General features: G+C 70.9%; 23 protein-coding genes. 17 read left to right on the forward strand and 6 right to left on the reverse strand.

The genetic code is table 11. The features are described from left to right. Positions 1–50: 50 nt before the first annotated feature. Positions 51–1337, reverse strand: a complete 1287-nt coding sequence (locus JD276_RS07510) for an isochorismate synthase (RefSeq protein WP_200115024.1) — start codon at positions 1335–1337, stop codon at positions 51–53. Positions 1338–1453: 116 nt separating this feature from the next. Here JD276_RS07510 and JD276_RS07515 point away from each other — a divergent pair, with 116 nt between their 5' ends. The 3 genes from JD276_RS07515 to JD276_RS07525 all read left to right on the forward strand — a co-directional run bounded on the left by JD276_RS07515 (position 1454) and on the right by JD276_RS07525 (position 4824). Further along, the gene (locus JD276_RS07515; RefSeq protein WP_307866499.1) at positions 1454–2263 is read left to right on the forward strand and encodes a class I SAM-dependent methyltransferase; all 810 of its coding nucleotides are present in this window, start codon (positions 1454–1456) and stop codon (positions 2261–2263) included. Further along, entirely contained in the window at positions 2260–3315 is a 1056-nt protein-coding gene (locus JD276_RS07520) for a polyprenyl synthetase family protein (RefSeq protein WP_233615444.1), read from the forward strand. Before JD276_RS07515 ends, JD276_RS07520 begins: the two co-directional genes overlap by 4 nt. A 132-nt stretch (positions 3316–3447) precedes the next feature. Then, the gene (locus tag JD276_RS07525; RefSeq protein WP_200115025.1) at positions 3448–4824 is read left to right on the forward strand and encodes an FAD-dependent oxidoreductase; all 1377 of its coding nucleotides are present in this window, start codon (positions 3448–3450) and stop codon (positions 4822–4824) included. 141 nt (positions 4825–4965) lie between these two features. Here JD276_RS07525 and JD276_RS07530 read toward each other — a convergent pair whose 3' ends face one another. Beyond that, the gene (locus JD276_RS07530) at positions 4966–5874 is read right to left on the reverse strand and encodes a Sir2 family NAD-dependent protein deacetylase (RefSeq protein WP_200115075.1); all 909 of its coding nucleotides are present in this window, start codon (positions 5872–5874) and stop codon (positions 4966–4968) included. Between the two features lie 188 nt (positions 5875–6062). Continuing rightward, a complete protein-coding gene (locus JD276_RS07535; RefSeq protein WP_200115026.1) occupies positions 6063–6953 on the reverse strand; it encodes a VOC family protein in 891 nt (296 codons plus the stop codon). Between the two features lie 151 nt (positions 6954–7104). On the opposite strand from JD276_RS07535, the gene pyrE reads away from it, so the two are divergent. Beyond that, positions 7105–7659 (forward strand): orotate phosphoribosyltransferase, encoded by a 555-nt coding sequence (pyrE, locus tag JD276_RS07540; RefSeq protein ID WP_200115027.1) that lies wholly within the window; start codon positions 7105–7107, stop codon positions 7657–7659. Positions 7660–7732: 73 nt separating this feature from the next. On the opposite strand, the gene JD276_RS07545 is transcribed toward pyrE, so the two are convergent. Beyond that, complete coding sequence (locus tag JD276_RS07545) at positions 7733–8536, reverse strand: IclR family transcriptional regulator (RefSeq protein WP_200115028.1); 804 nt, start codon at positions 8534–8536, stop codon at positions 7733–7735. A 93-nt stretch (positions 8537–8629) separates the two neighbouring features. Here JD276_RS07545 and JD276_RS07550 point away from each other — a divergent pair, with 93 nt between their 5' ends. The 12 genes from JD276_RS07550 (at position 8630) to JD276_RS07605 (ending at position 19529) form a co-directional block, all read left to right on the forward strand. Then, positions 8630–9433: a 2-keto-4-pentenoate hydratase gene (locus tag JD276_RS07550; RefSeq protein ID WP_200115029.1), complete on the forward strand. Its 804-nt coding sequence runs from the start codon at positions 8630–8632 to the stop codon at positions 9431–9433. Positions 9434–9445: 12 nt separating this feature from the next. Then, positions 9446–10390, forward strand: coding sequence for an acetaldehyde dehydrogenase (acetylating) (locus tag JD276_RS07555; protein ID WP_200115030.1), 945 nt, complete (start codon positions 9446–9448; stop codon positions 10388–10390). Further along, positions 10387–11433 carry a 4-hydroxy-2-oxovalerate aldolase gene (gene dmpG / locus JD276_RS07560; protein ID WP_200115031.1) on the forward strand — a complete coding sequence of 349 codons (1047 nt, stop codon included), beginning with the start codon at positions 10387–10389 and terminating at the stop codon, positions 11431–11433. Before JD276_RS07555 ends, dmpG begins: the two co-directional genes overlap by 4 nt. Further along, positions 11430–12227 (forward strand): 2-keto-4-pentenoate hydratase, encoded by a 798-nt coding sequence (locus JD276_RS07565; RefSeq protein ID WP_200115032.1) that lies wholly within the window; start codon positions 11430–11432, stop codon positions 12225–12227. The genes dmpG and JD276_RS07565 overlap by 4 nt, the downstream gene beginning before the upstream one ends. Next, a complete protein-coding gene (locus JD276_RS07570) occupies positions 12224–13051 on the forward strand; it encodes an ABC transporter permease (protein WP_200115033.1) in 828 nt (275 codons plus the stop codon). Before JD276_RS07565 ends, JD276_RS07570 begins: the two co-directional genes overlap by 4 nt. After that, positions 13048–13920: an ABC transporter permease gene (locus JD276_RS07575; RefSeq protein WP_200115034.1), complete on the forward strand. Its 873-nt coding sequence runs from the start codon at positions 13048–13050 to the stop codon at positions 13918–13920. Before JD276_RS07570 ends, JD276_RS07575 begins: the two co-directional genes overlap by 4 nt. 14 nt (positions 13921–13934) lie before the next feature. Beyond that, positions 13935–14714 carry an ABC transporter ATP-binding protein gene (locus JD276_RS07580; RefSeq protein ID WP_200115035.1) on the forward strand — a complete coding sequence of 260 codons (780 nt, stop codon included), beginning with the start codon at positions 13935–13937 and terminating at the stop codon, positions 14712–14714. After that, positions 14711–15511, forward strand: coding sequence for an SDR family NAD(P)-dependent oxidoreductase (locus tag JD276_RS07585; RefSeq protein ID WP_200115036.1), 801 nt, complete (start codon positions 14711–14713; stop codon positions 15509–15511). The genes JD276_RS07580 and JD276_RS07585 overlap by 4 nt, the downstream gene beginning before the upstream one ends. 86 nt (positions 15512–15597) lie before the next feature. Then, positions 15598–16599, forward strand: a complete 1002-nt coding sequence (locus JD276_RS07590; protein ID WP_200115037.1) for an ABC transporter substrate-binding protein — start codon at positions 15598–15600, stop codon at positions 16597–16599. A gap of 75 nt (positions 16600–16674) precedes the next feature. Then, positions 16675–18120 carry an aldehyde dehydrogenase gene (locus JD276_RS07595; protein WP_200115038.1) on the forward strand — a complete coding sequence of 482 codons (1446 nt, stop codon included), beginning with the start codon at positions 16675–16677 and terminating at the stop codon, positions 18118–18120. Between the two features lie 57 nt (positions 18121–18177). Further along, entirely contained in the window at positions 18178–18570 is a 393-nt protein-coding gene (locus JD276_RS07600; protein ID WP_200115039.1) for a carboxymuconolactone decarboxylase family protein, read from the forward strand. Then, positions 18567–19529 (forward strand): VOC family protein, encoded by a 963-nt coding sequence (locus JD276_RS07605; RefSeq protein WP_200115040.1) that lies wholly within the window; start codon positions 18567–18569, stop codon positions 19527–19529. The genes JD276_RS07600 and JD276_RS07605 overlap by 4 nt, the downstream gene beginning before the upstream one ends. Before the next feature lie 153 nt (positions 19530–19682). Here JD276_RS07605 and thmT read toward each other — a convergent pair whose 3' ends face one another. Both thmT and JD276_RS07615 read right to left on the reverse strand, forming a co-directional pair. Continuing rightward, complete coding sequence (gene thmT / locus JD276_RS07610; RefSeq protein ID WP_200115041.1) at positions 19683–19892, reverse strand: 2-hydroxymuconate tautomerase; 210 nt, start codon at positions 19890–19892, stop codon at positions 19683–19685. Positions 19893–19993: 101 nt separating this feature from the next. Beyond that, complete coding sequence (locus JD276_RS07615) at positions 19994–20659, reverse strand: class II aldolase/adducin family protein (RefSeq protein ID WP_200115042.1); 666 nt, start codon at positions 20657–20659, stop codon at positions 19994–19996. 85 nt (positions 20660–20744) lie between these two features. On the opposite strand from JD276_RS07615, the gene JD276_RS07620 reads away from it, so the two are divergent. Beyond that, a complete protein-coding gene (locus JD276_RS07620; RefSeq protein WP_200115043.1) occupies positions 20745–21320 on the forward strand; it encodes a PadR family transcriptional regulator in 576 nt (191 codons plus the stop codon). Positions 21321–21441: the final 121 nt, after the last annotated feature.

Below are 21441 nucleotides of genomic sequence, written 5' to 3' on the forward strand. Positions count from 1 at the left end.
AGCCGGTGTGCTGAGCCGACGAGGTGAGTCGCCCCGGTGAGCCAGCCCGCTTATGGCGCGAAGGCCTCCGTGACGGGTCGGAACTTCGAGACCGTCTCGGCGAGCTCCCGTTCCGCGTCAGATCCCGCGACGATGCCGCCCCCGGCCGTCGCCGTGATGGGCCGCACGCCGTCCCGCTCCTCGCCGAGCTGGGCGCAGCGCAGCGCGATGACCCACTCGCCGTCCCCAGCGGCGTCGATCCAGCCGACCGCCCCGGCGTAGCGCCCGCGGTCGAACGGCTCGAGCTCGGCGATCGCCGCGATCGCGTCGTTCGTGGGCGTGCCGGCCACGGCCGCCGTCGGGTGCAGCGCTCCGACGAGCTCGATGGAGGAGCTGCGCTCGTCGAGACTCGCACCGAGATCGGTCGCGAGGTGCCAGACGTTGGGCAGGCGCAGCGGGAACGGCTCCTCGCTGCTGCGGAGCTCCCGCACGTAGGGGGCGAGGGCCGTGACGACGCTCTGCACGGCGAAGGCGTGCTCGTGCTGCTCCTTGCCGCTCGTGAGCAGCTCGTCGCGTGCCCGGGCGTCGGCGGCGGGGTCGTCGGTGCGCCGCGCGCGCGTGCCCGCGAGCACGCGCGCCGACACGGCTCCGCCGGTCGAGCGGATCAGCGTCTCCGGGCTCGCCCCGATCAGCCCGTCGACGGCGAAGGTCCAGCAGTCGAGGTAGCGCTCGGCGAGGCGGGCCAGGGGCACGCGCAGATCGGCGTCGGCGTCGAGGTCGGCGCTCACCTGCCGGGAGAGCACGATCTTCTCGATGCCGCCGCGCGCGATGCGCTCGTCGGCCTCCCTCACACCGGCGAGGTAGGCGGCGATCGCCGACGGATCGGCGTTCTCGGCGTCGGCGTCGGTGGGCAGCTCCGCTCCCCGCCACGGTCGGCGCGGCGAGGGGGCCGGGAGCTCGGGATCCGCGCCCCGCCCGGCGTCCCGCGGGGTCACCTCGGTGATCCACGCCGCGCTCCGGTGCCGGGCGACGACGAGCCGCGGAACGACGAGCACGCTCTCGGCGGCGCTGCGGTCGTCGAAGGCGAAGGCGCCGAGCGCGACGAGGCCGGTGCCCGGCATCCGCACGGGATCATCGATCTCCGCCGCCTCGGCGATCCCACGCCAGGCAGCCGCCGCCTCCTCGAAGCGGCGGGGGCCTGCGAAGCTCAGTCGCAGCGCCTCGCCGATCCCGACCAGCCCGCGATCGCCTCTGGTCCACAGCAGGGGAGAGGCGGGATCCGCGAGTTCGATGAGCTCGGGGATCTCGCCGAGGGGTCGGGTCACCGCTCGCAGGCGGGGCACCGGGGAGACGCTCATCACCCTGACAATCTACTCTGCCCCGCATGTGAGGCCGGAGGGGAAGGGGCGCCGCCTCGGGTTCACGGCGTGATCCTCCGGGCCGGCGCCGAGGAACGACGGGCTAGCATGGAGGGGTGACCCGCCCCGATACCGCCACCAAGCTGGCCACCGACGTCTCGACGATGTTCGATGAGGTGTCTCCGCGCTACGACCTCATCAACGACGTGCTGACCGTCGGCAACGATCGCCTGTGGCGCATCGCCACGACTCGGGCCGTCGCACCCCGCCCGGGCATGCGCATCCTGGACCTCGCCGCCGGCACCGGAACGTCCTCCGCGGCGCTGGCCGCCCACGGCGCCCACGTCACGGCGGCGGATTTCTCCGAGGGCATGCTCGCCGAGGGCCGCAGGCGGCACGCGGGTGACCCCCTCGTCGAGTTCGTGTGGGCCGACGCCACCGAGCTGCCCTTCGAGGACGACAGCTTCGACGCGGCGACCATCTCCTACGGCCTGCGCAACGTCGGAGACCCGAAGCGCGCGCTCGCCGAGATGCGCCGCGTGGTCAAGCCGGGCGGGCGCGTGGTGGTCGCCGAGTTCTCGACGCCGCCGAGCGCGGCGATCCGGAGCCCCTACCGGCTGTACGCTCGGCACTGCCTGCCCCGTATCGCGGGAGCGATCAACCGGCATGCGGCTGAGGCCTACCGCTACCTCAACGAGTCCATCGAGGAGTGGCCCGCGCAGCAGGAGCTCGCTGCGTGGATGACCGAGGCGGGGCTCGAGCGCGTCGCGTACCGCAATCTGACGTTCGGGATCGTGGCGCTGCACCGCGGCTTCGTCCCGCACGACCGGCGGCCCGAGCCCGCGAAGCCGCGGGCGGCGTCGAGCGAGCCGGCCGAGCCGGAGTCCGAGGCCGCTGCGTCGCAGACCGCGGGGGGCGTCGAATGAGCCGGCCGATCGCCGAGGACACGGCGACACAGGCCCTGCCGATGCGCCTGTTCCGAGGTGCGCAGGATCGGCGGCACGCCAAGCGGCTGCAGGATCAGCTCGAGCTCATCGAGGCCGGGCTCATGGAGAACCTCGAGTTCGCGTCCTCCGTCGCCGACGCTCCCGCCCGATACCTCATGGAGGCGGGCGGCAAGCGGATCCGGCCCATGCTCACCCTGCTGACGAGCGAGCTCGGCGAGGGCCCGAACGAGATGGTGCGCCGCGCCGCGCAGGCGGTCGAGATGACGCACCTGGCGTCGCTGTACCACGACGACGTCATGGACGACGCGAAGCTGCGGCGAGGGGTGCCCGCCGCCCAGACCGTGTGGTCGAACTCCGTCGCGATCCTCGCGGGCGATCTGCTCTTCGCGCGGGCGTCCTCGCTCGTCTCCGGCATGGGCGAAGAGGCGATCATGCTGCAGGCCCGCACCTTCGAGCGCCTCTGCCTGGGGCAGCTGCACGAGACGGTCGGGCCCCAGCCGGACGACGAGCCGATCCCGCACTACCTGCAGGTGCTCGCCGACAAGACCGGCGCGCTGATCGCGACGGCCGCGCGGATGGGCGTGATGTTCGGCGGAGCGCCGACCACCTACGCTGACGCGGTGATGGAGTACGGCGAGCGGATCGGCGTCGCGTTCCAGCTCATCGACGACGTGATCGACCTCTCGCCGAAGGCCGACCAGACGGGCAAGCGCGCGGGCACCGACCTGCGGGCGGGGGTGGCGACGCTGCCGCTGCTGCTGCTGCGGCAGAGCGCCGAGGGGAACTCCGCGGACGCCGCACTGTTGGAGCGCATCGAGGACGGCGTCGCCCGCATCGCCTCCGGGGAGGATCCCGCGCTGCTGGATCCGGAGGTCGAGGCCCTGCGGGCGCACGAGGTGACGCGCGAGACCGAGGCCACCGCCCGCCGCTGGGCCACCAACGCCGTGGCGGCGCTGGACGTGCTGCCCAAGTCGCAGGTGCACCGGGCGCTCGAGCGGATGGCCGACTCGATCGTGAACCGGGAGGGCTAGCGGCGCGGTCGCGCCGCGCGGCATCTCTGGGCGGCCCGGCGATCGCCGCGGGCCGGGCCGGATCCGACACAGACTCCGATCACCGAGCCCCGCGGATAATACCGTTCGGGGAATGGAAGGAAAACGAAGACGATGAGCAAGATGCGACTGGCGATCGTCGGCGCGGGCCCGGCCGGGATCTACGCGGCCGACCTGCTGCTGAAGCAGGAGCGGGACTTCGAGGTCGAGATCGACCTCTTCGAGCAGCTGCCGGCCCCGTACGGGCTCGTGCGCTACGGCGTCTCCCCCGATCACCCGCGCATCAAGGGCATCATCAACGCGCTGCGCGAGGTGCTCGTCAGCGGCGACATCCGCTACTTCGGCAACGTCCGGTACGGGCAGGACATCACGCTCGACGATCTCAAGAAGCACTACAACGCGGTGATCTTCTCGACCGGGGCGATCCGGGACGCCTCCCTCGACATCCCCGGCATCGACGCCGAGGGCTCCTACGGAGCCGCCGACTTCGTCAGCTGGTTCGACGGGCACCCCGACGTGCCGCGCACCTGGCCGCTCGAGGCGGAGCAGGTCGCGGTCATCGGCAACGGCAACGTGGCGCTCGACATCTCGCGCATGCTGATCAAGCACGCCGACGACCTGCTGCCGACCGAGATCCCCGACAACGTCTACGAGGGGCTGAAGCAGAACCCGATCCAGGAGCTGCACCTCTTCGGCCGTCGCGGACCGGCCTATGTGAAGTTCACGCCCCTCGAGCTGCGCGAGCTCGGAGAGGTGCGCGACGTCGATATGGTGGTGGACGAGCGCGACTTCGATCTCGACGACCCCTACGTCGAGGAGACCCTGCTGAAGAACAAGCAGGTGCTCGTGATGACGCGCGTCATGAACAAGTGGCGCGAGGAGCAGCGGGCGAGGGAGGCCGGCGAGGCGCCGCCCGCGTCGCGCCGGCTGCACATGCACTTCTGGTCGAAGCCGGTCGAGGTGATGACCGAGAACGGCCGCGTCACGGGGATCAGGATCGAGCGCACCGCCCCCGACGGCCAGGGCGGCGTCGTCGACACCGGCGAGTTCGAGGTGGTGCCGGTGCAGGCGCTCTACCGTGCGATCGGCTACTTCGGCTCGCCGCTCGACGAGATCCCGTTCGACGAGGCCCGGGGCGTGATCCCGAACGAGGCCGGGCGGGTGATCGGGGCCGACGGGCGGCAGATCCCGGGCGTCTACGCGACGGGCTGGATCAAGCGCGGCCCCGTGGGCCTCATCGGGCACACGAAGTCGGACGCGATGGAGACGCTCGAGTGCCTGCTCGAGGACCGTGACGGCTGGTGGACGCCGGAGATCCCCGAGGTGGAGGCGATCCCGGCGCTGCTGTCGGAGCGGAACGTGCCCTACACGACGATCGAGGGCTGGCAGCGGCTCGACGAGCACGAGCTCTCGCTCGGCGAGACCGCGGGGCGCACTCGGGTCAAGGTCGTGCCCCGCGAGGAGATGACGCGCATCTCCCGCGGCGAGTAGCGGGAGCCCGGCTGAGCGCCGGGAACTCTGGCGCAGTCGATGCCGGGTGGCCTGACGGACCGGGAAGCATATCTCAGCTCGTCAGTTGTGTACCCGAAATCGTGATTTCAGGTACACAACTGACGAGCTGAAGCGCTCCTCTCATACCCCCGCACCCAGGCGATCGGCGAGAGCGGCGAGCGTCTCGCTCGTGCCCGCGTCGAGCCGCAGCGCGGCGCGGCGATCGGCCGCGGTGGGCCCGCGGTTGATCACGGCGATCGGGATCCCGCGCCGCTCGGCCCGGTGGACGAGCCGCATGCCGGTGTTCACCGCGAGCGAGGATCCCGCGATCACCAGGGCGCCCGCTCCAGCGACGAGATCGGCGGCGGTCGAGAACACAGAGGACGGCACGAACTCCCCGAAGTAGACCACGTCGGGTCGCAGCAGGCCGCCGCACGCGGGGCACCGCGGCACTCGCACGCCCGAGATCTCGGTGACGATCGCGTCGCCGTCGGGGGCGACCTCCGCGTCCGCGTGGCGCGCCGCGAAGCCGGGGTTGAGGTCGTCGAACCAGCCGAGCACCTCGGCGCGCGACCACCGCCGGTCGCAGTCGACGCAGCGGATCGTGCCGCCGTTGCCGTGCAGCTCGACGACGGTGCGGGATCCCGCGCGGGAGTGCAGGTCGTCGACGTTCTGCGTCACGATGCCGTTCAGGAACCCCGCGAGTTCGAGCCGCGCGGCTGCGAAGTGGCCGGCATTGGGCTCGACGCCGGAGGCGCGGACCGATCCGATCCGCGCGCCCGCCCAGAACCTGCGGCGATAGTCCTCGTCCTGCATGAACTGGGCGATGCTCATGGGCGTCCGAGGCGGACTGCCCTCGCCGCGGTAGTCGGGGATACCCGAGTCGGTGCTGACCCCGGCGCCCGTGAGCAGCGCTACCGGGCCCGCCTCGAACAGTGCGGCGAGGCGGTCGATTCCCGCCTCGACCGCCTCGCCGTGATCTGCGGGCCGGCCGGGGTGCGGTGCCGCCCGCAGCACCCTGGCGCCGCTCGCCGCCGTCTCTTCTCTCATCACCCCACTACCGTAGCCCCGGAAGGCGTATCGGTCCCGCCGCTGTCAGCGAACGGGGCGCGGGATTCCGAGCGCGACCTCAGCTCGTCAGTTGTGTACCCGAAATCGCGATTTCGGGTACACAACTGACGAGCTGAAGCGCTCCCCGAGAAATCCCGACTGACGCCGCTCGGGGGCACGGGGCGCCCTCAGCTGTTGTCGGCCGTGCTGATCTGGCGCTGGGTCGTGGGCTTCTGCGAGCTGCCGCCCCACATGTCGATCGCGCCGAACATGGTCGGATCGAAGGTGCGGGGAACCCAGGCGTCGTCGTCGTGGATGAGGCGCACGTTCCAGGAGTACTCGTAGGTGAGCCCCTCGGGGCCCTTGAAGTAGAGGAAGACCGCACCCGATTGCGGGTGTCGCCCGGGGCCCTGCTCGATCTCGACGCCGTGCTCCTTCAGGAAGTTCCAGTTGCGGAAGATCGCGTCGATCTCGTCGACCTGGAAGTTCATGTGGCAGAGCCCCGGCTCGTCGCCCTGGAAGACGGCCAGCGTGTGGTGCACGGGATTGAACCGCATGAGCGCCGCGGAGTTCTGCACCCAGTCCGACACCTTGATGTTGAAGTTCTCGGTCCAGAAGTCGGCGGCCTCGTAGATGTCGGCGGCGTCGACGCAGATGTGCCCGAACTCGGTGATGCCGCTCGACGCGCGGGTGAGCTCCAGGAACGACGGATCCTGCAGCTGCCCGATCACCAGGTCGAACCGGTTGCCCCAGGGGTCGTCGAACGCGATGAAGTCCTCGACCCGGCGACTGCGCGCCTCCTCGGGCGTGCCTCGGTGCACCTCGATGCCGATGGATTCGAGGTGCTCGGCGGCCTGCTTCAGGGCGTGCTTGTCGCGCAGCACGAGCCCGCTCGAGAGCACGCCGCTCTCGCCCTCGACGAATGCGAGGCAGTGGTGCCGGTGATCCGCGCGCAGATAGTGGACGCCGTCGACCTCCCCCTGGTACTTCAGGCCGACGATGTCCCTGGCGAAGCCGACCGCGCCCTCGATGTCGGCGGCGCCGCTGCGCACGTAGGCGATGTCGATGATCTCGATCATGGTGTGTCTCCTCGTTTCTGCGATGCGGCGTCCGTCGGCGCATCGCGGGTCGCTCCGCTGCGATCACCCTTCCAGAATACCTATATCCATACATATATGGCAAGCAATGTCAGGCCCCCGCTCGCACTCACCGGCGGGATAGGATCGGATCATGTCTGAAGCGCGCGACCAGCTCATCGAACTCATCAAGGACGAGGCCGTCTTCCACGGGGACTTCACCCTCACCAGCGGCAAGCGGGCGAGCTACTACATCGATCTGCGCAAGCTGAGCCTCGACCACCGCGCCGCGCCGCTGATCGGGCAGGTCATGCTCGACCTCATCGATGACATCGACGGCGTGGTGGCCGTCGGCGGGCTCACCATGGGCGCCGACCCGATCGCCTCGGCGATCATGCACCAGGGGGTCGCGCGTGGCCAGGTCTACGACTCGTTCGTCGTGCGCAAGGAGCCGAAGGATCACGGCCGCGGACGCCAGGTGGAGGGGCCGGACCTCGAAGGCAAGCGCGTCGTGGTGGTCGAGGACACCTCGACCACCGGAGGATCCCCGCTCACGGCCATCGAGGCCCTCAAGAAGGTCGGCGCCGAGATCGCGGCGGTCGCCGTGGTCGTGGACCGCCAGGCTCCCGCCAAGGCCCGCATCGAGGGCGAGGGCTACGAGTACCGCTACGCGATCGGCCTCGACGACCTCGGCCTCGAGGCGCAGTAGCAACGAGGCGCAGGAGCGACGAAGCGCAATAACGGCGAGGCGCATAACGACGCACCGCAGTAGCGGCGCACCCTCAGCCGTCGGCGTCCTCGGCGGAGGAGTACGCCGAGAAGCGCAGCCCGGGCCTGCGGCTCAGCCCGCGGGAGAGCGCCAGCGCCGCGGTCTGCACCGCCGGTCCGATGCGGCGCGGGTCGAACTCCCCCGCCCAGCCCGCCGCCGACAGCGCGGCGATGGGTTCGCCTCCCGCGCCCCTGATCGCGGCGGCTGCGCAGGCGATCCCGGGTCCGCTCTCCTCGCGTTCGTACGAGATCCCCGATGCTCGGATCCGCGCGAGCTCGCGCCACAGCTTCTCGGGGTCGGTGATCGTCTGCGGGCCGACCTTGCGCAGGCCGCCCGCGATGAAGTCGTCGATGGTCTCATCGGGAGTGAGCGCGAGCAGGGCCTTGCCGACGCCCGTGGCGTGGGCGGGCATCCGTCCGCCGACCCTACTCGGCAGCCGCGGCCCGCGTTTCACGGGCAGGATCTCGATGTACACCACCTCGCCGCCCTCGAGGATCGCGAGGTGCACCGTCAGGTTCACCGCGTTGCGGAGGTCGGTCATCGAGGCGAGCGCCAGCTTGCGCAGGTCGCGGGGCCTCGCGGCGAGCTCGCCGAGCTCGAAGACGCGGATGCCGAGGCGCAGGCCGGCCCCCGTCCGCTCGAGGAAGCGATGGGCGACGAGATCGCCCGCGATGCGGGAGACCGTCGACTTCGCGAGGCCGGTGCGGCGTGCGAGCTCGGAGACGCTCACAGCCCGGTCGCCGGGCTCGAATGCGGAGAGGAGGAGGGCCACCCGCGAAACCATCGAGACGGACTCGTTCCGTTCAGTGGGACACATGCTTTGAGTATCCCGTTCGGGTCAGCAGAATTCAAGTGACCCGGGCAGCCGGGCCGCAACGACGAGGTCGCGAGATGACGGATGAGGTCACAGATGAACGACGAACGGTTCGCCCGCTTCGGCGACGCACTCCTGGAGGCGTACGAGACGCAGCAGCCGACGAGCCCGCTGACCGCCTCGGAGCCGGATCTGACGCCGCAGGACGCCTATGGGATCCAGCTGCACCAGGTGCGCGCCTGGAAGGCCGCCGGCCGGCGGGTGCGCGGGTACAAGGTGGGGCTCACATCGAAGGCGATGCAGCGCCAGCTCGGCGTCGACCAGCCCGACTTCGGCCACCTCTTCGATGACATGGTGCTCGACGGCTCGGCGCCCATTCCCACTGAGCGGTTCATCTCACCCAGGGTCGAACCCGAGATATCGTTCGTCCTCGGGCGTGAGCTCGCCGGTCCGGGGCTCACCCTGCCCGACGTGCTTGAGGCCGTCGACTACGCCGTCGCGTCGATCGAGATCATCGACTCGCGCATCGCCGACTGGCGGATCGGGCTCGCCGACACGATCGCCGACAACGCATCCTCGGGAGCGCTGATGCTCGGCTCCACCCCGCTCGCGATCGATGCGCGGGATCTCGGGCTCATCGGCTGCGTGCTCACCCGCAACGGCGAGGTCGTCGGCACGGGAGCCGGCGCCGCCGTCCTCGGACACCCGCTGAACGGCGTGCTCTGGCTGGCGAACACGCTGGGTGCGCTGGGTCAGCCCCTCGAAGCCGGGTCCATCGTCATGGCGGGCGCCGTCTGCGCCGCGGTGCCGGCAGCGCCGGGCGACGTCGTCACCGCATCCTTCGCCGGGCTCGGATCCGTCTCCGCGCGGTTCTCCGACCCCCAGAACACCAACGCATAAAGGAGTGCATGCATGACCCTCTCCGCACAGGACACAGCGGCGGCGGACACCGGCCGCAGGCCCACGGCCGCCATCGTCGGCTCGGGCAACATCGGCACCGATCTGCTCGTGAAGCTGCTCCGCAGCGACCGATTCGAGGTCCACTCGCTCGTCGGCGTCGACCCGGCCTCCGACGGCCTCGCCCGCGCCCGCAGGCTCGGCGTCGAGGCCAGCCACGAGGGCGTCGACTGGCTGCTGGCGCACCCGCAGAAGCCCGACCTGGTCTTCGAGGCCACCTCTGCCGGTGCGCATCTCTCGAACGCGCCGCGGTACGCCGAGGCTGGCATCACCGCCATCGACCTCACGCCCGCGGCGATCGGACCCTTCGCGTGCCCCGCCGTCAACCTGACCGAGCACCTGGATGCGCCCAACGTCAACATGATCACCTGCGGCGGTCAGGCGACGATCCCGATCGTCTCCGCCGTGTCCGAGGTGACCGATGTGCCCTACGCCGAGATCATCGCCTCCATCTCCTCGCGCTCCGCCGGCCCGGGCACCCGTGCCAACATCGATGAGTTCACCGAGACCACGGCGCGCGCGCTCGAGACCGTGGGGGGAGCGGGGCGCGGCAAGGCGATCATCATCCTGAACCCCGTCGAACCCCCCATGATCATGCGCGACACGGTGTTCTGCGCGATCGGCCCCGACGCCGACCGGGACGCGATCTCCGAGTCGATCCACCGACGGGTCGCCGAGGTGCAGCGGTACGTGCCGGGCTATCGGCTGCGCGCGGAGCCGCAGTTCGACGAGGCCAGCGAGCTCTGGGGCGGTCGCGCCAGGGTCGCGGTGTTCCTCGAGGTGAAGGGGCGGGGAGACTACCTGCCCGACTGGGCGGGGAACCTCGACATCATGACGGCCGCGGCCGTGCGGACCGGCGAGGTGCTCGCGCAGCGCTTCGCGAAGGAGAAGGCAGCATGAACAGCATCGATGAGACGCCCGTCCGCGTCCGGATCACGGACACGACGCTGAGGGACGGCAGCCACGCCGTCCGCCACCAGTTCACCGCCGAGCAGGTGGTCTCGGTGGCCAAGGCCCTCGACGCCGCCGGCGTGGCCAGGATCGAGGTCACCCACGGCGACGGACTCGCCGGATCCTCGTTCAACTACGGCTTCAGCAAGGTGCGCGACATCGAGCTCGTGGCGGCCGCGGCCGACGCGGTCGAGCGCGCCCAGATCGCGGTGCTGCTGCTGCCGGGTCTCGGCACGATCTCCGATCTCCGCGAGGCCCGGGAGGCCGGCGCTTCGGTGGTGCGGGTCGCGACCCACTGCACCGAGGCCGACGTCTCGATCCAGCACTTCCAGGCGGCCCGCGAGATGGGCATGGACACCGTCGGGTTCCTGATGCTCGCGCACCGCACCGGGCCGGCGGAGCTCGCCGCCCAGGCCCGCATCATGGCCGACGCCGGCTGCCAGTGTGTCTACGTCGTCGACTCGGCGGGCGCGCTCATGCCGCACACGGCGGCCGCACGGGTGAGCGCGCTCGTCCAGGAGCTCGGCGACGACGCCGAGGTGGGCTTCCACGGGCACCAGAACCTCTCGCTGGGGGTGGCGAACTCGATCGCCGCCGTCGAGGCGGGCGCTCGCCAGATCGACGGCACGCTGTGCGCGCTCGGCGCCGGCGCCGGCAACTCCCCCACCGAGATCGTCTCCGCGGCGTTCGACGGACTCGGCATCGAGACCGGCCTCGACGTCGAGCAGGCGCTCGCCGCCGCGGAGGAGGTGCTGCGTCCCATGATCGACCGCATGCCGGTCGCCGACCGAGCCTCCATCGTGCAGGGCCGCTACGGCGTCTACAACTCCTTCCTGCTGCACGCCGAGCGCGCGGCCGAGCGCTACGGGGTGCCGGCCTACCGCATCCTCAAGCACGTCGGCGAGGCCGGGTACGTGGGCGGCCAGGAGGACATGATCATCGACGTCGCGATCTCGCTCGCGAACGAGGCAGAGAAGGAGGCCGTCCGATGAGCGCCGAGGAGTGGAACGAGGAGCGCGTCGCCGAGACGCTGCTCGCGGCGGAGGCGGAGCGGCGGGATCTGGGTCGCTTCACCGACGAGTGGCCGGGGCTCGACCTCGACACCGCGTACCGCGTGCAGCAGCTGATCGTCGACCGCAAGGTGGCCGACGGCGAGACCGTCGTGGGCGTCAAGCTCGGGCTCACGTCCCGCGCGAAGCAGCAGCGCATGGGCATCTCGTCCCCGCTGACCGCGGTGATCACCGATCGGATGGTGCTCGAGGCCGGGGTGCCTCTCCAGACGGACGAGCTGATCCACCCGCGCGTCGAGCCCGAGATCGTCTTCGTCATGGCCGAGCGCCTGGAGGGTCCCGGCGTCACCGGAGCCTCCGCCATGGCGGCGGTCGGCAGCGTGCACGCCGGGCTCGAGGTGATCGACAGCCGCTATCGCGACTTCAGCTTCGCCCTGCCCGACGTCGTCGCCGACAACGCGTCGAGCGCGCGCTTCGTCGTCGGAGCCGACGGCCTCGACCCGAAGGGGCTCGATCTCCGGCTCGAGGCCTGCGTGCTCCGCGTCAACGGCGAGGTCGTCGACACCGCGACCGGAGCCGCTGTGCAGGGGCACCCGGCCGAGGCGCTCGCGCTCGCGGCCAACGAGCTCGGCCGGCGCGGCGAGGCCATCGAAGCGGGGTCGATCGTGCTCACGGGCGGCCTCACCGACGCCGTCTTCGTGCATCCCGGCGACGAGGTGAGCGTCGAGTTCACCTCCCTCGGCGCCGTCACGCTTCCCGTCAGGGGCGGATCATGAGCACGACCGTCATCCGGCTGCCCCTCTCGAAGCGGGATCCGATCCGGGTGAGCGCGGGCCGGATGCGGGTCTACCGCGGAGCGGTGGGCGTCGTCGTCGCCCTGCTGCTGCTCGAACTCGTCTCGCGGGTCGGGATCATCCCCTCCGATCTGCTGCCGCCCGTCTCCCGGGTGCTCGCCGACACGGGCGGCCTGCTCGTGAACCCCGGCTTCCTCGGGGACGTCGGCGCCACGATCGCCGCCTGGGCACTGGGCCTCGGCATCGCGATCCTCGTCGCAGTGCCCCTCGGGCTGATCCTCGGCTCGTTCCGGGTCGCCTACGAGGCCTCCTCCACCGTGGTGGAGTTCCTGAGGCCGATCCCATCGGTCGCGCTGATCCCGCTCGCGATCCTCGTGTTCGGCCAGGGCACGGAGATGAAGGTCGCGCTCGCCGTGTACGCGGCGATCTGGCCCGTCTTCTTCAACACGGTCTACGGCGTGCGCGACGTGGATCCCGTGACGAAGGACACCGCGAAGTCGTTCCGCCTGAGCCCGCTCGGCACGCTCTGGCACGTCGGGATGCGGCACGCCGGCCCGTTCATCTTCACCGGAATCCGGATCTCGGCTGCGATCGCGCTGATCGTCACGATCAGCGCCGAGCTGCTGGCCGGGTCGTCGAGCGGGATCGGCGCGTTCATCCTGCGCACGAGCTCGGGAGGCGGCGACACCGCCCTGGTCTTCGCCGGCACGATCGTCGCCGGGCTCCTCGGCATCATCATCAACTGGCTGCTGCAGCTCGTGGAGCGCCGCATGTTCGCCTGGAAGTTCGTGGGGGAGGACCAGTGACCGCCGTGCAAGAGACCGCCCCGCCCGCAGAGTCTCGGGCGCAGAAGAAGGCCGCGGCCCCGAAGCAATCGTCGGCGAGGAAGGCCTGGTGGGGGCGCTTCGCGCTCCGCTGGGTGGTGCTGATCGCGCTGCTCGTCGTGTGGCAGGTGCTGACGACGGTCTTCACCTCCCCGTTCTTCCCGCAGCCGAGCCGGATCCTCGTGCGCTTCGCCGAGCTGTGGCTTCCCGGCGACGGCGAGTTCATCACCCGCAGCATGGGGGCCGACGTGCTCCCGTCGCTCGGGAGGATGCTGCTCGGCTTCGGCGTCTCCGTGGTGATCGCCGTCGTGCTCGGCGTCGCCATCGGCCTGAGCCGCGCCTTCGCCGACTACGTGGATCCCATCATCCAGTTCCTCAGGGCCGTGCCGCCGCCCGCACTCATCCCCGTGTTCCTCGTGCTCTTCGGCACGGGCGAGCAGATGCGCATCCTGCTCATCGCGTTCGGTACGGCCTGGCCGATCCTGCTGAACACCATCGAGGGCGTGCGCGGCATCGAACCGCTGAAGTACGAGACGGCCAGGGTGTTCCGCATCGGCTTCGTCGATCGCCTCACCCGCATCGTGCTGCCGGGCGCCGCCCCCAAGATCCTGGCCGGCGTGCGCACGAGCCTCGCGCTCGGCCTGATCCTGATGGTCATCTCCGAGATGGTCGCGAGCTCGAGCGGCATCGGCTTCTCGATCCTGCAGGCGCAGCGGGGCTTCGCGTTCCTCGACATGTGGGCCGGCATCGTGCTGCTCGGCGTGCTCGGCTTCATCCTCAACATCATCCTCACCGTCATCGAACGTCGTCTCCTCGCCTGGCAGCGCAGCTCGGGCCGCGAGACCGCCTGAACGAGAGAAGACCCATGCTGAACATCTCACATCTCACGCACACCTACGGCACCGGAGCGAAGGCGCACCTGGCGCTGAAGGACATCACCTTCGAGGTGCGATCGGGCGAGCTCGTCTCGATCGTCGGTCCCTCCGGCTGCGGCAAGACCACGCTGCTGCGCACGATGGCCGGCCTAATGCCGCCGACCGGCGGCCGGGTGGAGTTCCTGGGCGAGCCGATCGTCGGCGTGCCCGAGGGTCTCGCGATGGTCTTCCAGGACTATCGCGGCTCCCTGTTCCCGTGGCTCTCGGTCGAGGCGAACGTCCGGTTCCCCCTGAAGCACCTGGGCCTCAGCTCCTCGGAGACCGCATCGCGCGTCTTGGAGTCGCTCGCGGCCGTCGGGCTCACGGGCTTCGAGAACCGCTACCCCTCCCAGCTCTCGGGCGGCATGCAGCAGCGCGTCGCGATCGCCCGCGCGCTGGCCTACCGGCCGAAGATCCTGCTGATGGACGAGCCGTTCGCGTCGATCGACGCGCAGACCCGCGAGGATCTCGAGGACCTCGTGCTGCAGGTCAAGCGCCGCTTCGACATGACCATCCTCTTCGTCACCCACGACATCGACGAGAGCGTCTATCTCGCCGACCGGGTGGTCGTCCTCTCGAAGCCCCCGACCGAGGTGCTCACGACCATCGACATCCCGCTGCCCGCGGAGCGCGACCAGATCACGACGAAGGAGAACCCCGACTTCATCCGCGTGCGGGGCGAGGTCGCCCGCCTGATCCGCCACCCGGCGGGCGAGGAAGTCGCGGCGTGAACCTCGACCTCGACGGCCGCACGGTCGTCGTCACCGGAGCCGGCTCGGGCATCGGGGCGGCCACCGCGGGGCTGCTGCTCGCCGAGGGCGCGTCGGTGCTCGCGGTCGACCGCGACGAGGCGGGCCTGGACGCCCTCGCCGAGGCGCAGGGATCCCCTCGCCTGCGGACGCTCGCCGCCGACGTCACGGACGCCGAGACCGCGACCGCTGCGCGGGATCTGGCGCTCGCCGAGTTCGAGGGGGTCGACGCCCTCGTGAACGGCGTGGGCGTCGCGGTCGCCCGCGACGGCTTCCTCGAGACCGGACTCGACGAGTGGCGCCGCGGGTTCGACGTGAACCTCTTCTCCGCCGTCGCGATGTGCCGGGCGTTCCTGCCGGCGCTGCTGCGGCGGCGGGGGACGATCGTCAACGTGGCCTCGACCTCGGGACGGTACCCCGAGCCGATGCTCGTCGACTACGCCGCGGCGAAGGCGGGGCTGCTCTCGCTCACGGGAGCGCTCGCCCAGGAGTTCGGGCCGCGGGGGGTGCGGGCCGTGGCGATGTCGCCGGGGCCCACCCGCACCGAGCTCTGGGAGCGGCCCGGCGGTTTCATCGACGCCCTCGCCGAGCGCACCGGCCTCGACCGGGAGGCCGCCGTCGAGCACCACGTCCGGGAGGTCCGCCGCGTCGCGCTGGGCCGCCCGGCCGAGGCGGAGGACGCCGCCCGGGCGATCGTCTTCCTCTGCTCCACCGCCGCGAAGCACATCACCGGCACGAACCTCGCCGTGCACGGCGGCATGGCCACACATCTCATGTAGCGGAGGGCGCGGCAGCGCCCTCCGCGAGTCCAGCACACCCCAGAAAAATCGAACACCGCGTCATCGCGCATCTTCAAGGAGGAATCATGCGTCATCGCATCGCCCACACCCGAACCGGCCGCGTCATCGCGGCGGCGAGCGCCGTCGCGCTCATGACCGGCCTCGCCGCCTGCTCGTCGGACGGCGGGGGAGACGACGCCCCGGCCGCCGACGGCGGAGCGCCGGAGACCTCGGAGCTGCTCGTCGGCATCGTGCCGGTGATCGACCACGCCTCGGTCTTCGTCGCCATCGACCAGGGATTCTTCGAGGAGGAGGGCCTCGACGTCACGGCCCAGCCGGCCCAGGGCGGCGCGGCCGCGGTGCCCGCGATGATCTCGGGCGAGATGCAGGCCGCCTTCGCGACCTACCCGTCCTTCCTGCTGTCCGAGAACAGCGGGATCGGCATCGACATCGTCGCGGAGGGCGTGCGGGGCACCGAGGAGACCGCCGGCGTCTACGTCGCGCCCGACTCCGACATCGACGCCATCGCAGACCTCGAGGGCAAGAAGATCGCGGTGAACACGCTCAACAACACGGGCGACCTCACGATCAAGACGCTGCTCGACGACGCCGGCGTCGACCCCGACTCGGTGGAGTTCATCGAGCTGGCGTTCCCCGACATGGTGCCGACGCTGAGCTCGGGCGGCGTGGATGCCGCGTGGCTGGTGGAGCCCTTCCAGACCGGCGGCCTCGAGGCCGGCATGAAGAAGGTGTTCTCCACCTACGAGGGCCCGACCGAGGGCATCCCCGTCTCGGGCGTCGGCATGACGCGGGAGTTCGTGGAGAAGAACCCGAACACGGTCGCCGCGTTCTCGCGGGCGCTCGCGAAGGCGAACGATCTGCTGGCCGAGGATCCGAGCCTCGCCGTCGATCTGCTGCCGACCTACTCCGAGGTGAGCGAGGAGGTCGCCTCGAAGCTCCAGCTGCCGCAGTGGACCGCCGGCGGCCCCGACGCCGAGGAGATCTCTCGCTGGAACCAGCTCATGGAGGACCAGGGCGTCCTGAGCGCACCCGTCGACGTCGAGTCGATGGTGCGGACCGGGGACTAGACCGCGGGCGGGCGGGGGCGCCGCTCCCGCCCGCCGAACCCCGATCCTCCCGTCATCAGAAAGAAGGAATACACCGTGGAGTTCTTTGGACACGTCATCGACGGTCAGGAGATCCGGTCCGCTTCGGATCGCGTCTTCCAGAGCATCGACCCGTACACGCGGGAGCCCTGGGCCGAGGTCGCGCTCGGCGGCGCGGAGGAGGCGGATCTCGCCGTCGCCGCCGCTCGCCGCGCCTTCGACGAGGGCCCCTGGCCGCGGATGACCGCGGGGAAGCGCCGCGAGCTGCTGAACCGGTTCGCCGACCTCATCGTCGAGCACGGCGAGGAGCTCGCGATGGCCGACACCCGCGATATGGGCAAGCCGATCACGCAGAGCCTCGGCAACGACGTGGCCCGCACCGCCCAGAACTTCCGGTTCTTCGCGGATCACGCGCATCTGGCCCCCGCCGAGGTGCTGCCCATGGACACGGGGCACCACACCTACACACGGTACGAGGCCGCGGGTGTCGTCGTCGCGATCGCACCCTGGAACTTCCCCATGATGCTCGAGAGCTGGAAGGTGGCCCCAGCGCTCGCGTGGGGCAACACCGTCGTGCTCAAGCCGGCCGAGGACTCGCCGGCATCGGCCACGATCCTCGCCCGCCTCGCCCTCGAGGCGGGGATCCCGGCGGGCGTCTTCAACGTGGTGCACGGCTACGGCCCCGACTCCGTGGGGGAGGCGCTCACCCAGCACCCCGACGTCGATCGGATCACCTTCACCGGCGAGTCGACGACGGGCAAGATCATCGCCCGCGCGGCATCCGACAACCTCGTCCCGGTCAGCCTCGAGCTCGGCGGCAAGGGCGCGAACGTGGTCTTCGCGGACGCCGAGCTCGACAATGCGGTCTCCTGGTCGATCCGCGCGATCTTCACGAACGCCGGCCAGGTCTGCCTCGCGGGCAGCCGCATCTACGTGCAGCGCGAGATCTTCGACACCTTCGTCGAGCGCTTCGTCGAGGCCGCATCGAAGATGGTCGTCGGCGATCCGAAGGACGAGAGCACCCAGATCGGCCCGCTCTCGAGCGGCGTCCACTACACGAAGGTCCGCAGCTACTTCGACACGATCGAGGAGGCCGGCGGTCGCAAGCTGATCGGCGAACTGCGCGACGGCTGGTTCGTGACGCCCACCGTGATCGTGGACGCCCCGGACGACGCGCCGCACCGCTGCGAGGAGATCTTCGGGCCCATCGTGACGATCACCCCGTTCGACACCGAGGAGGAGGTGATCGACGAGGTGAACTCGAGCCCCTACGGGCTGAACGCGATGCTCTTCACGGACGATCTCACCCGCGCGCACCGGGTGTCGGCTGCGTTCCGGGTCGGCACGGTCTGGGTCAACTGCTTCTTCATCCGGGATCTCCGCGCCCCCTTCGGCGGTGTGGGCCTGTCGGGCGTCGGACGGGAGGGCGGCAACTTCAGCCGCGAGTTCTTCACCGAGCCCAAGGCGGTGGTCATGCAGATCGAGCCGCCGGCCCACCACTGAGCCGGCCCGCCGCTGCATCATCCGCATCTGAGACGTCCACCAGTGAAACGAGGAGAGATGAGCGATCATCGGGAGCGCATCGAGGCGTACCGCCGCAGCTACCGCGACATGCTGGGCTTCGTGCCGCCGCGCGTGGCGGCGCGCTTCGCCCAGCTCGAGACGGAGGATCCCGAGCTCCTGCTCGCGCAGGAGGCGCTGCGCGCGCGGGTCGTGTACACCGACGAGCTCGACCAGAAGACGGTGCAGCTGATCCTGTTCGCGATCCTCGCGTCGAAGCTCAGCGACGCGGCGAAGCTGCACGGCCTCGCGGCGCGCCGAGCGGGGGCGAGCGACGCCGAGCTGCGCGCCGCAATCGCCCTCGCCGCGCTGTTCTCGGGGGTGTCGGTGAACAATCGCGGCCCGTCGCTGATGGCCGACATCGACGCGCTCGAGGAGAGGAGCGGCGCATGACCTCCGTCTATCGCGAGCCGCTGTACGACGTCGCGCAGCTCGGGCACACCGAGTTGCGGACCCCGGATCTCGAGGCCTCGGCGCGGTGGTTCACCGAGGTCTACGGGCTCTACACCGTCGCGGAGGACCGGGACCGCGTCCACCTCCGGGCCTGGAACGACGACGTGCTGAGCTCGCTCACGCTGGTCGCGTCGGAGCAGTCGGGCCTCGGCCACGTCGGCTGGCGCACCGTGAGCCCGCAGGCTCTCGACCGCCGCGTCGCGGCGATCGAGGCGGCGGGACTCGAGGGGCGCTGGGTCGACGACAGCTTCGGCCACGGCCGGGCCTATCGCTTCACCGCGGTGGGCGGGCACGAGATGGAGGTGTACTTCGAGACCGAGAAGTACCGGGCGCCCGCGGGCGAGGAGCCCGCGCTGCCGAACCAGCCGCAGCGCTACGACCCGCACGGCGTCGCCGCCACGCGCATCGACCACATCAACCTGCTGGTGCCCGACGTGCCGGCGAGCCGCGCGTTCCAGGAGGAGGTGCTCGGCTTCAAGCTGCGCGAGCGGCTGGAGCCGACGCCCGACACCGAGGTGGGCGCGTGGCTGAGCCTCATGACGAAGGCCCACGACCTGGCGCTCACGCGGGAGCCGGCCGACACCGACGGCCGGCTGCACCACCTCGCGTACGCCGTCGAGAGCCGGGAGGACGTGCTCAAGGCGGCCGACATCTTCATGGAGAACGGCACCGCCATCGAGGTCGGCCCCGCGAAGCACTCGCGCACGCAGGGCTTCTTCCTCTACGTCTACGAGCCCGGCGGCAACCGCGTCGAGGTCTTCGCCGGGGGCATCCACATCCACACGCCCGACTGGGAGCCGGTGGTCTGGAACACCGAGTCGGGCGGGCGCGGGTCTGCCTGGGGAACCGTGATGCCCGCCTCGTTCATGCAGCACGCGACGCCGCCGCTGCCGGTCTGATCGGGTCGAATCCGGCCTGATGCGGGCGGGACAGGGGGCCGGGCGCGCGCGTTCGCGCCCGGCCCCCACTCCAACTCGGCAGAAACGTACCGGAATTCGGTGCTCGGAGAGCATGTTCTGCCGAGTCGGTGCATGCCGGGCGCGCGCCGGGCGTCAGCCCGTCGTCTGCGCCCCCTGCGCCTTCTCGGCGAGCGTGACCCCGCCCGACAGCCACTGCGCGGGCGGCACCTCGCGCACGAGCACTCGGATGCTCGCCTCGGGCGCCCCGATCGAGCGGTGCACGGCCTCGTGCACCTCCTGCATGAGCGATCGGAGCTCCTCCTGGGTGCGGCCTTCTGCGACGGAGATCTCGACGAACGGCATGGGTCTTCCTTTCGGTGGGGGACGCTTTCGGCGGGCGACTTTCGGTGGGACGGCTTTCGGTGGGACGGCTTTCGGGGGGGACGCTTTCGGCGCGCGGGACCTCAGGCCGCCCGGGCGCCCTCGAGGTAGCGGTAGATGCGGGGGAGGAGCTCGGCGGCGCGGTCGGCCCACCAGGCCTGCTCCTCGGCCGACAGGACGATCGGTGCGTTCCCGACCGAGTGCGCGCGCAGATTGATCTCGGCGGAGCGCTCGAGCACCCACATGAGCGCGACCGCCTGCTCAGGGGTCTCGGCGACGGTGACCGCGCCGTTGCCTCGGAGCACGATCGCGGACCCGGAGCCCAGTGTGCGGGCGACCGCCTCGGCGCTCTCCGCGTCGCGGATGAGCCGGGAGTCGTCGTGCACCGGCACCGGGTCGCCGAGGAAGGCGCCGTGGCCGTGCAGCGGCCGCAGCGGCAGCCCGGAGGCGGCCATCGCCGCGACCGCCGGGGGCTGCGCGCGCACGATGGCGCCCGCCTCGGGCCTGGCCGAGGCGATCGCCCGGTGGATCCAGGCCTCGCGCGGGGCGCCGTCGGGGAGCTCGTCGCCCGTGAGCGGGAGCGCGACGAGGCCGGTGGCGGCGGTCAGGCTGCGCAGCGGCAGCGGCGGCGTGATCTCGAGCTCCTCGGACGCCACGCGGATCGAGAGATGGCCGAACGCGTCGCTGAGCCCCGCGTCGGCCACGATGTTCGCGGCTCGGATCAGTCGGTCGCGGTCTGCTGCAGGCACGGCACTCCCTCATGTCGCTCGATTTTCTTAGCGTACATGTATGTACTGAAATGTATCAAGGAAGGGGCTCGACTACCATGGCGCTATGTCCCTCCAACATGCAGTGCTCTGCGTGCTCGAGGCCCGGGCGATGACCGGGTACGAGCTCACCCAGTTCTTCGAGTCGGCCGCGAAGTGGGTGTGGACCGCGCCGCAGAGCCAGATCTATCCGCTGCTGCGCCAGATGGAGAAGAACGGCCTCATCGCGGGCGAGGTGCAGCTGCGGGGAGAGAAGCTGAAGCGCACCTCGTACAGTCTCACGGAGGAGGGCCTGGCCGAGCTGAGACGATGGATCGCCGAGCCGCAGCCGGAGCCCCCGACGCGCGACGCGCTGCTCCTGCAGGTGCTCTTCGCGGACCTCGTCGAGCCCGAGGAGTGCGAGGCGGTGCTGCGGAACCACATCGCCGAGCAGCGGGTCAAGATCCGGCTGTGGCGGGAGCACGAGGCGCGACTGCTGGCGGGAGATACGCCTCTCCTCCGCGAGCGGCTCGCGCACCGCGACCCGAAGGACCACCAGCGGATCGGAGCGCTCAAGGCGCACGTCTTCAGCGAGCTCGTGCGGGCCGCGGAGCAGCGCGTGGCGTGGGCCGAAGAGGCCATCGGGATCCTGCACGGGGGCTGAGCGCTGCTCAGCGCCAGCGTCCAGACATCCTCTGTCGTTCACCCCCGACAGTCCGGCTCCGCAGCGCCGCAGCCGCAGGTCCTGGCGGCCTCGCCTATTACGAGCATGTTGCGATCTCGAG

Origin of the sequence: Leucobacter chromiisoli (assembly GCF_016522505.1) — a bacterium.
Taxonomy (GTDB): domain Bacteria; phylum Actinomycetota; class Actinomycetes; order Actinomycetales; family Microbacteriaceae; genus Leucobacter; species Leucobacter chromiisoli.

Excerpts from the sequence above, each read along its gene's own strand:
- JD276_RS07590 (WP_200115037.1), top strand. The coding sequence starts at position 15,598 with ATGCGTCATCGCATCGCCCACACCCGAACCGGCCGCGTCATCGCGGCG.
- JD276_RS07565 (WP_200115032.1), top strand. The coding sequence starts at position 11,430 with ATGAGCGCCGAGGAGTGGAACGAGGAGCGCGTCGCCGAGACGCTGCTC.
- dmpG (WP_200115031.1), top strand. The coding sequence starts at position 10,387 with ATGAACAGCATCGATGAGACGCCCGTCCGCGTCCGGATCACGGACACG.
- JD276_RS07525 (WP_200115025.1), top strand. The coding sequence starts at position 3,448 with ATGAGCAAGATGCGACTGGCGATCGTCGGCGCGGGCCCGGCCGGGATC.
- JD276_RS07580 (WP_200115035.1), top strand. The coding sequence starts at position 13,935 with ATGCTGAACATCTCACATCTCACGCACACCTACGGCACCGGAGCGAAG.
- JD276_RS07620 (WP_200115043.1), top strand. The coding sequence starts at position 20,745 with ATGTCCCTCCAACATGCAGTGCTCTGCGTGCTCGAGGCCCGGGCGATG.
- JD276_RS07600 (WP_200115039.1), top strand. The coding sequence starts at position 18,178 with ATGAGCGATCATCGGGAGCGCATCGAGGCGTACCGCCGCAGCTACCGC.
- pyrE (WP_200115027.1), top strand. The coding sequence starts at position 7,105 with ATGTCTGAAGCGCGCGACCAGCTCATCGAACTCATCAAGGACGAGGCC.
- JD276_RS07520 (WP_233615444.1), top strand. The coding sequence starts at position 2,260 with ATGAGCCGGCCGATCGCCGAGGACACGGCGACACAGGCCCTGCCGATG.
- JD276_RS07510 (WP_200115024.1), bottom strand. The coding sequence starts at position 1,337 with ATGAGCGTCTCCCCGGTGCCCCGCCTGCGAGCGGTGACCCGACCCCTC.
- thmT (WP_200115041.1), bottom strand. The coding sequence starts at position 19,892 with ATGCCGTTCGTCGAGATCTCCGTCGCAGAAGGCCGCACCCAGGAGGAG.
- JD276_RS07605 (WP_200115040.1), top strand. The coding sequence starts at position 18,567 with ATGACCTCCGTCTATCGCGAGCCGCTGTACGACGTCGCGCAGCTCGGG.
- JD276_RS07555 (WP_200115030.1), top strand. The coding sequence starts at position 9,446 with ATGACCCTCTCCGCACAGGACACAGCGGCGGCGGACACCGGCCGCAGG.
- JD276_RS07530 (WP_200115075.1), bottom strand. The coding sequence starts at position 5,874 with ATGAGAGAAGAGACGGCGGCGAGCGGCGCCAGGGTGCTGCGGGCGGCA.
- JD276_RS07535 (WP_200115026.1), bottom strand. The coding sequence starts at position 6,953 with ATGATCGAGATCATCGACATCGCCTACGTGCGCAGCGGCGCCGCCGAC.
- JD276_RS07550 (WP_200115029.1), top strand. The coding sequence starts at position 8,630 with ATGAACGACGAACGGTTCGCCCGCTTCGGCGACGCACTCCTGGAGGCG.
- JD276_RS07545 (WP_200115028.1), bottom strand. The coding sequence starts at position 8,536 with ATGTGTCCCACTGAACGGAACGAGTCCGTCTCGATGGTTTCGCGGGTG.
- JD276_RS07570 (WP_200115033.1), top strand. The coding sequence starts at position 12,224 with ATGAGCACGACCGTCATCCGGCTGCCCCTCTCGAAGCGGGATCCGATC.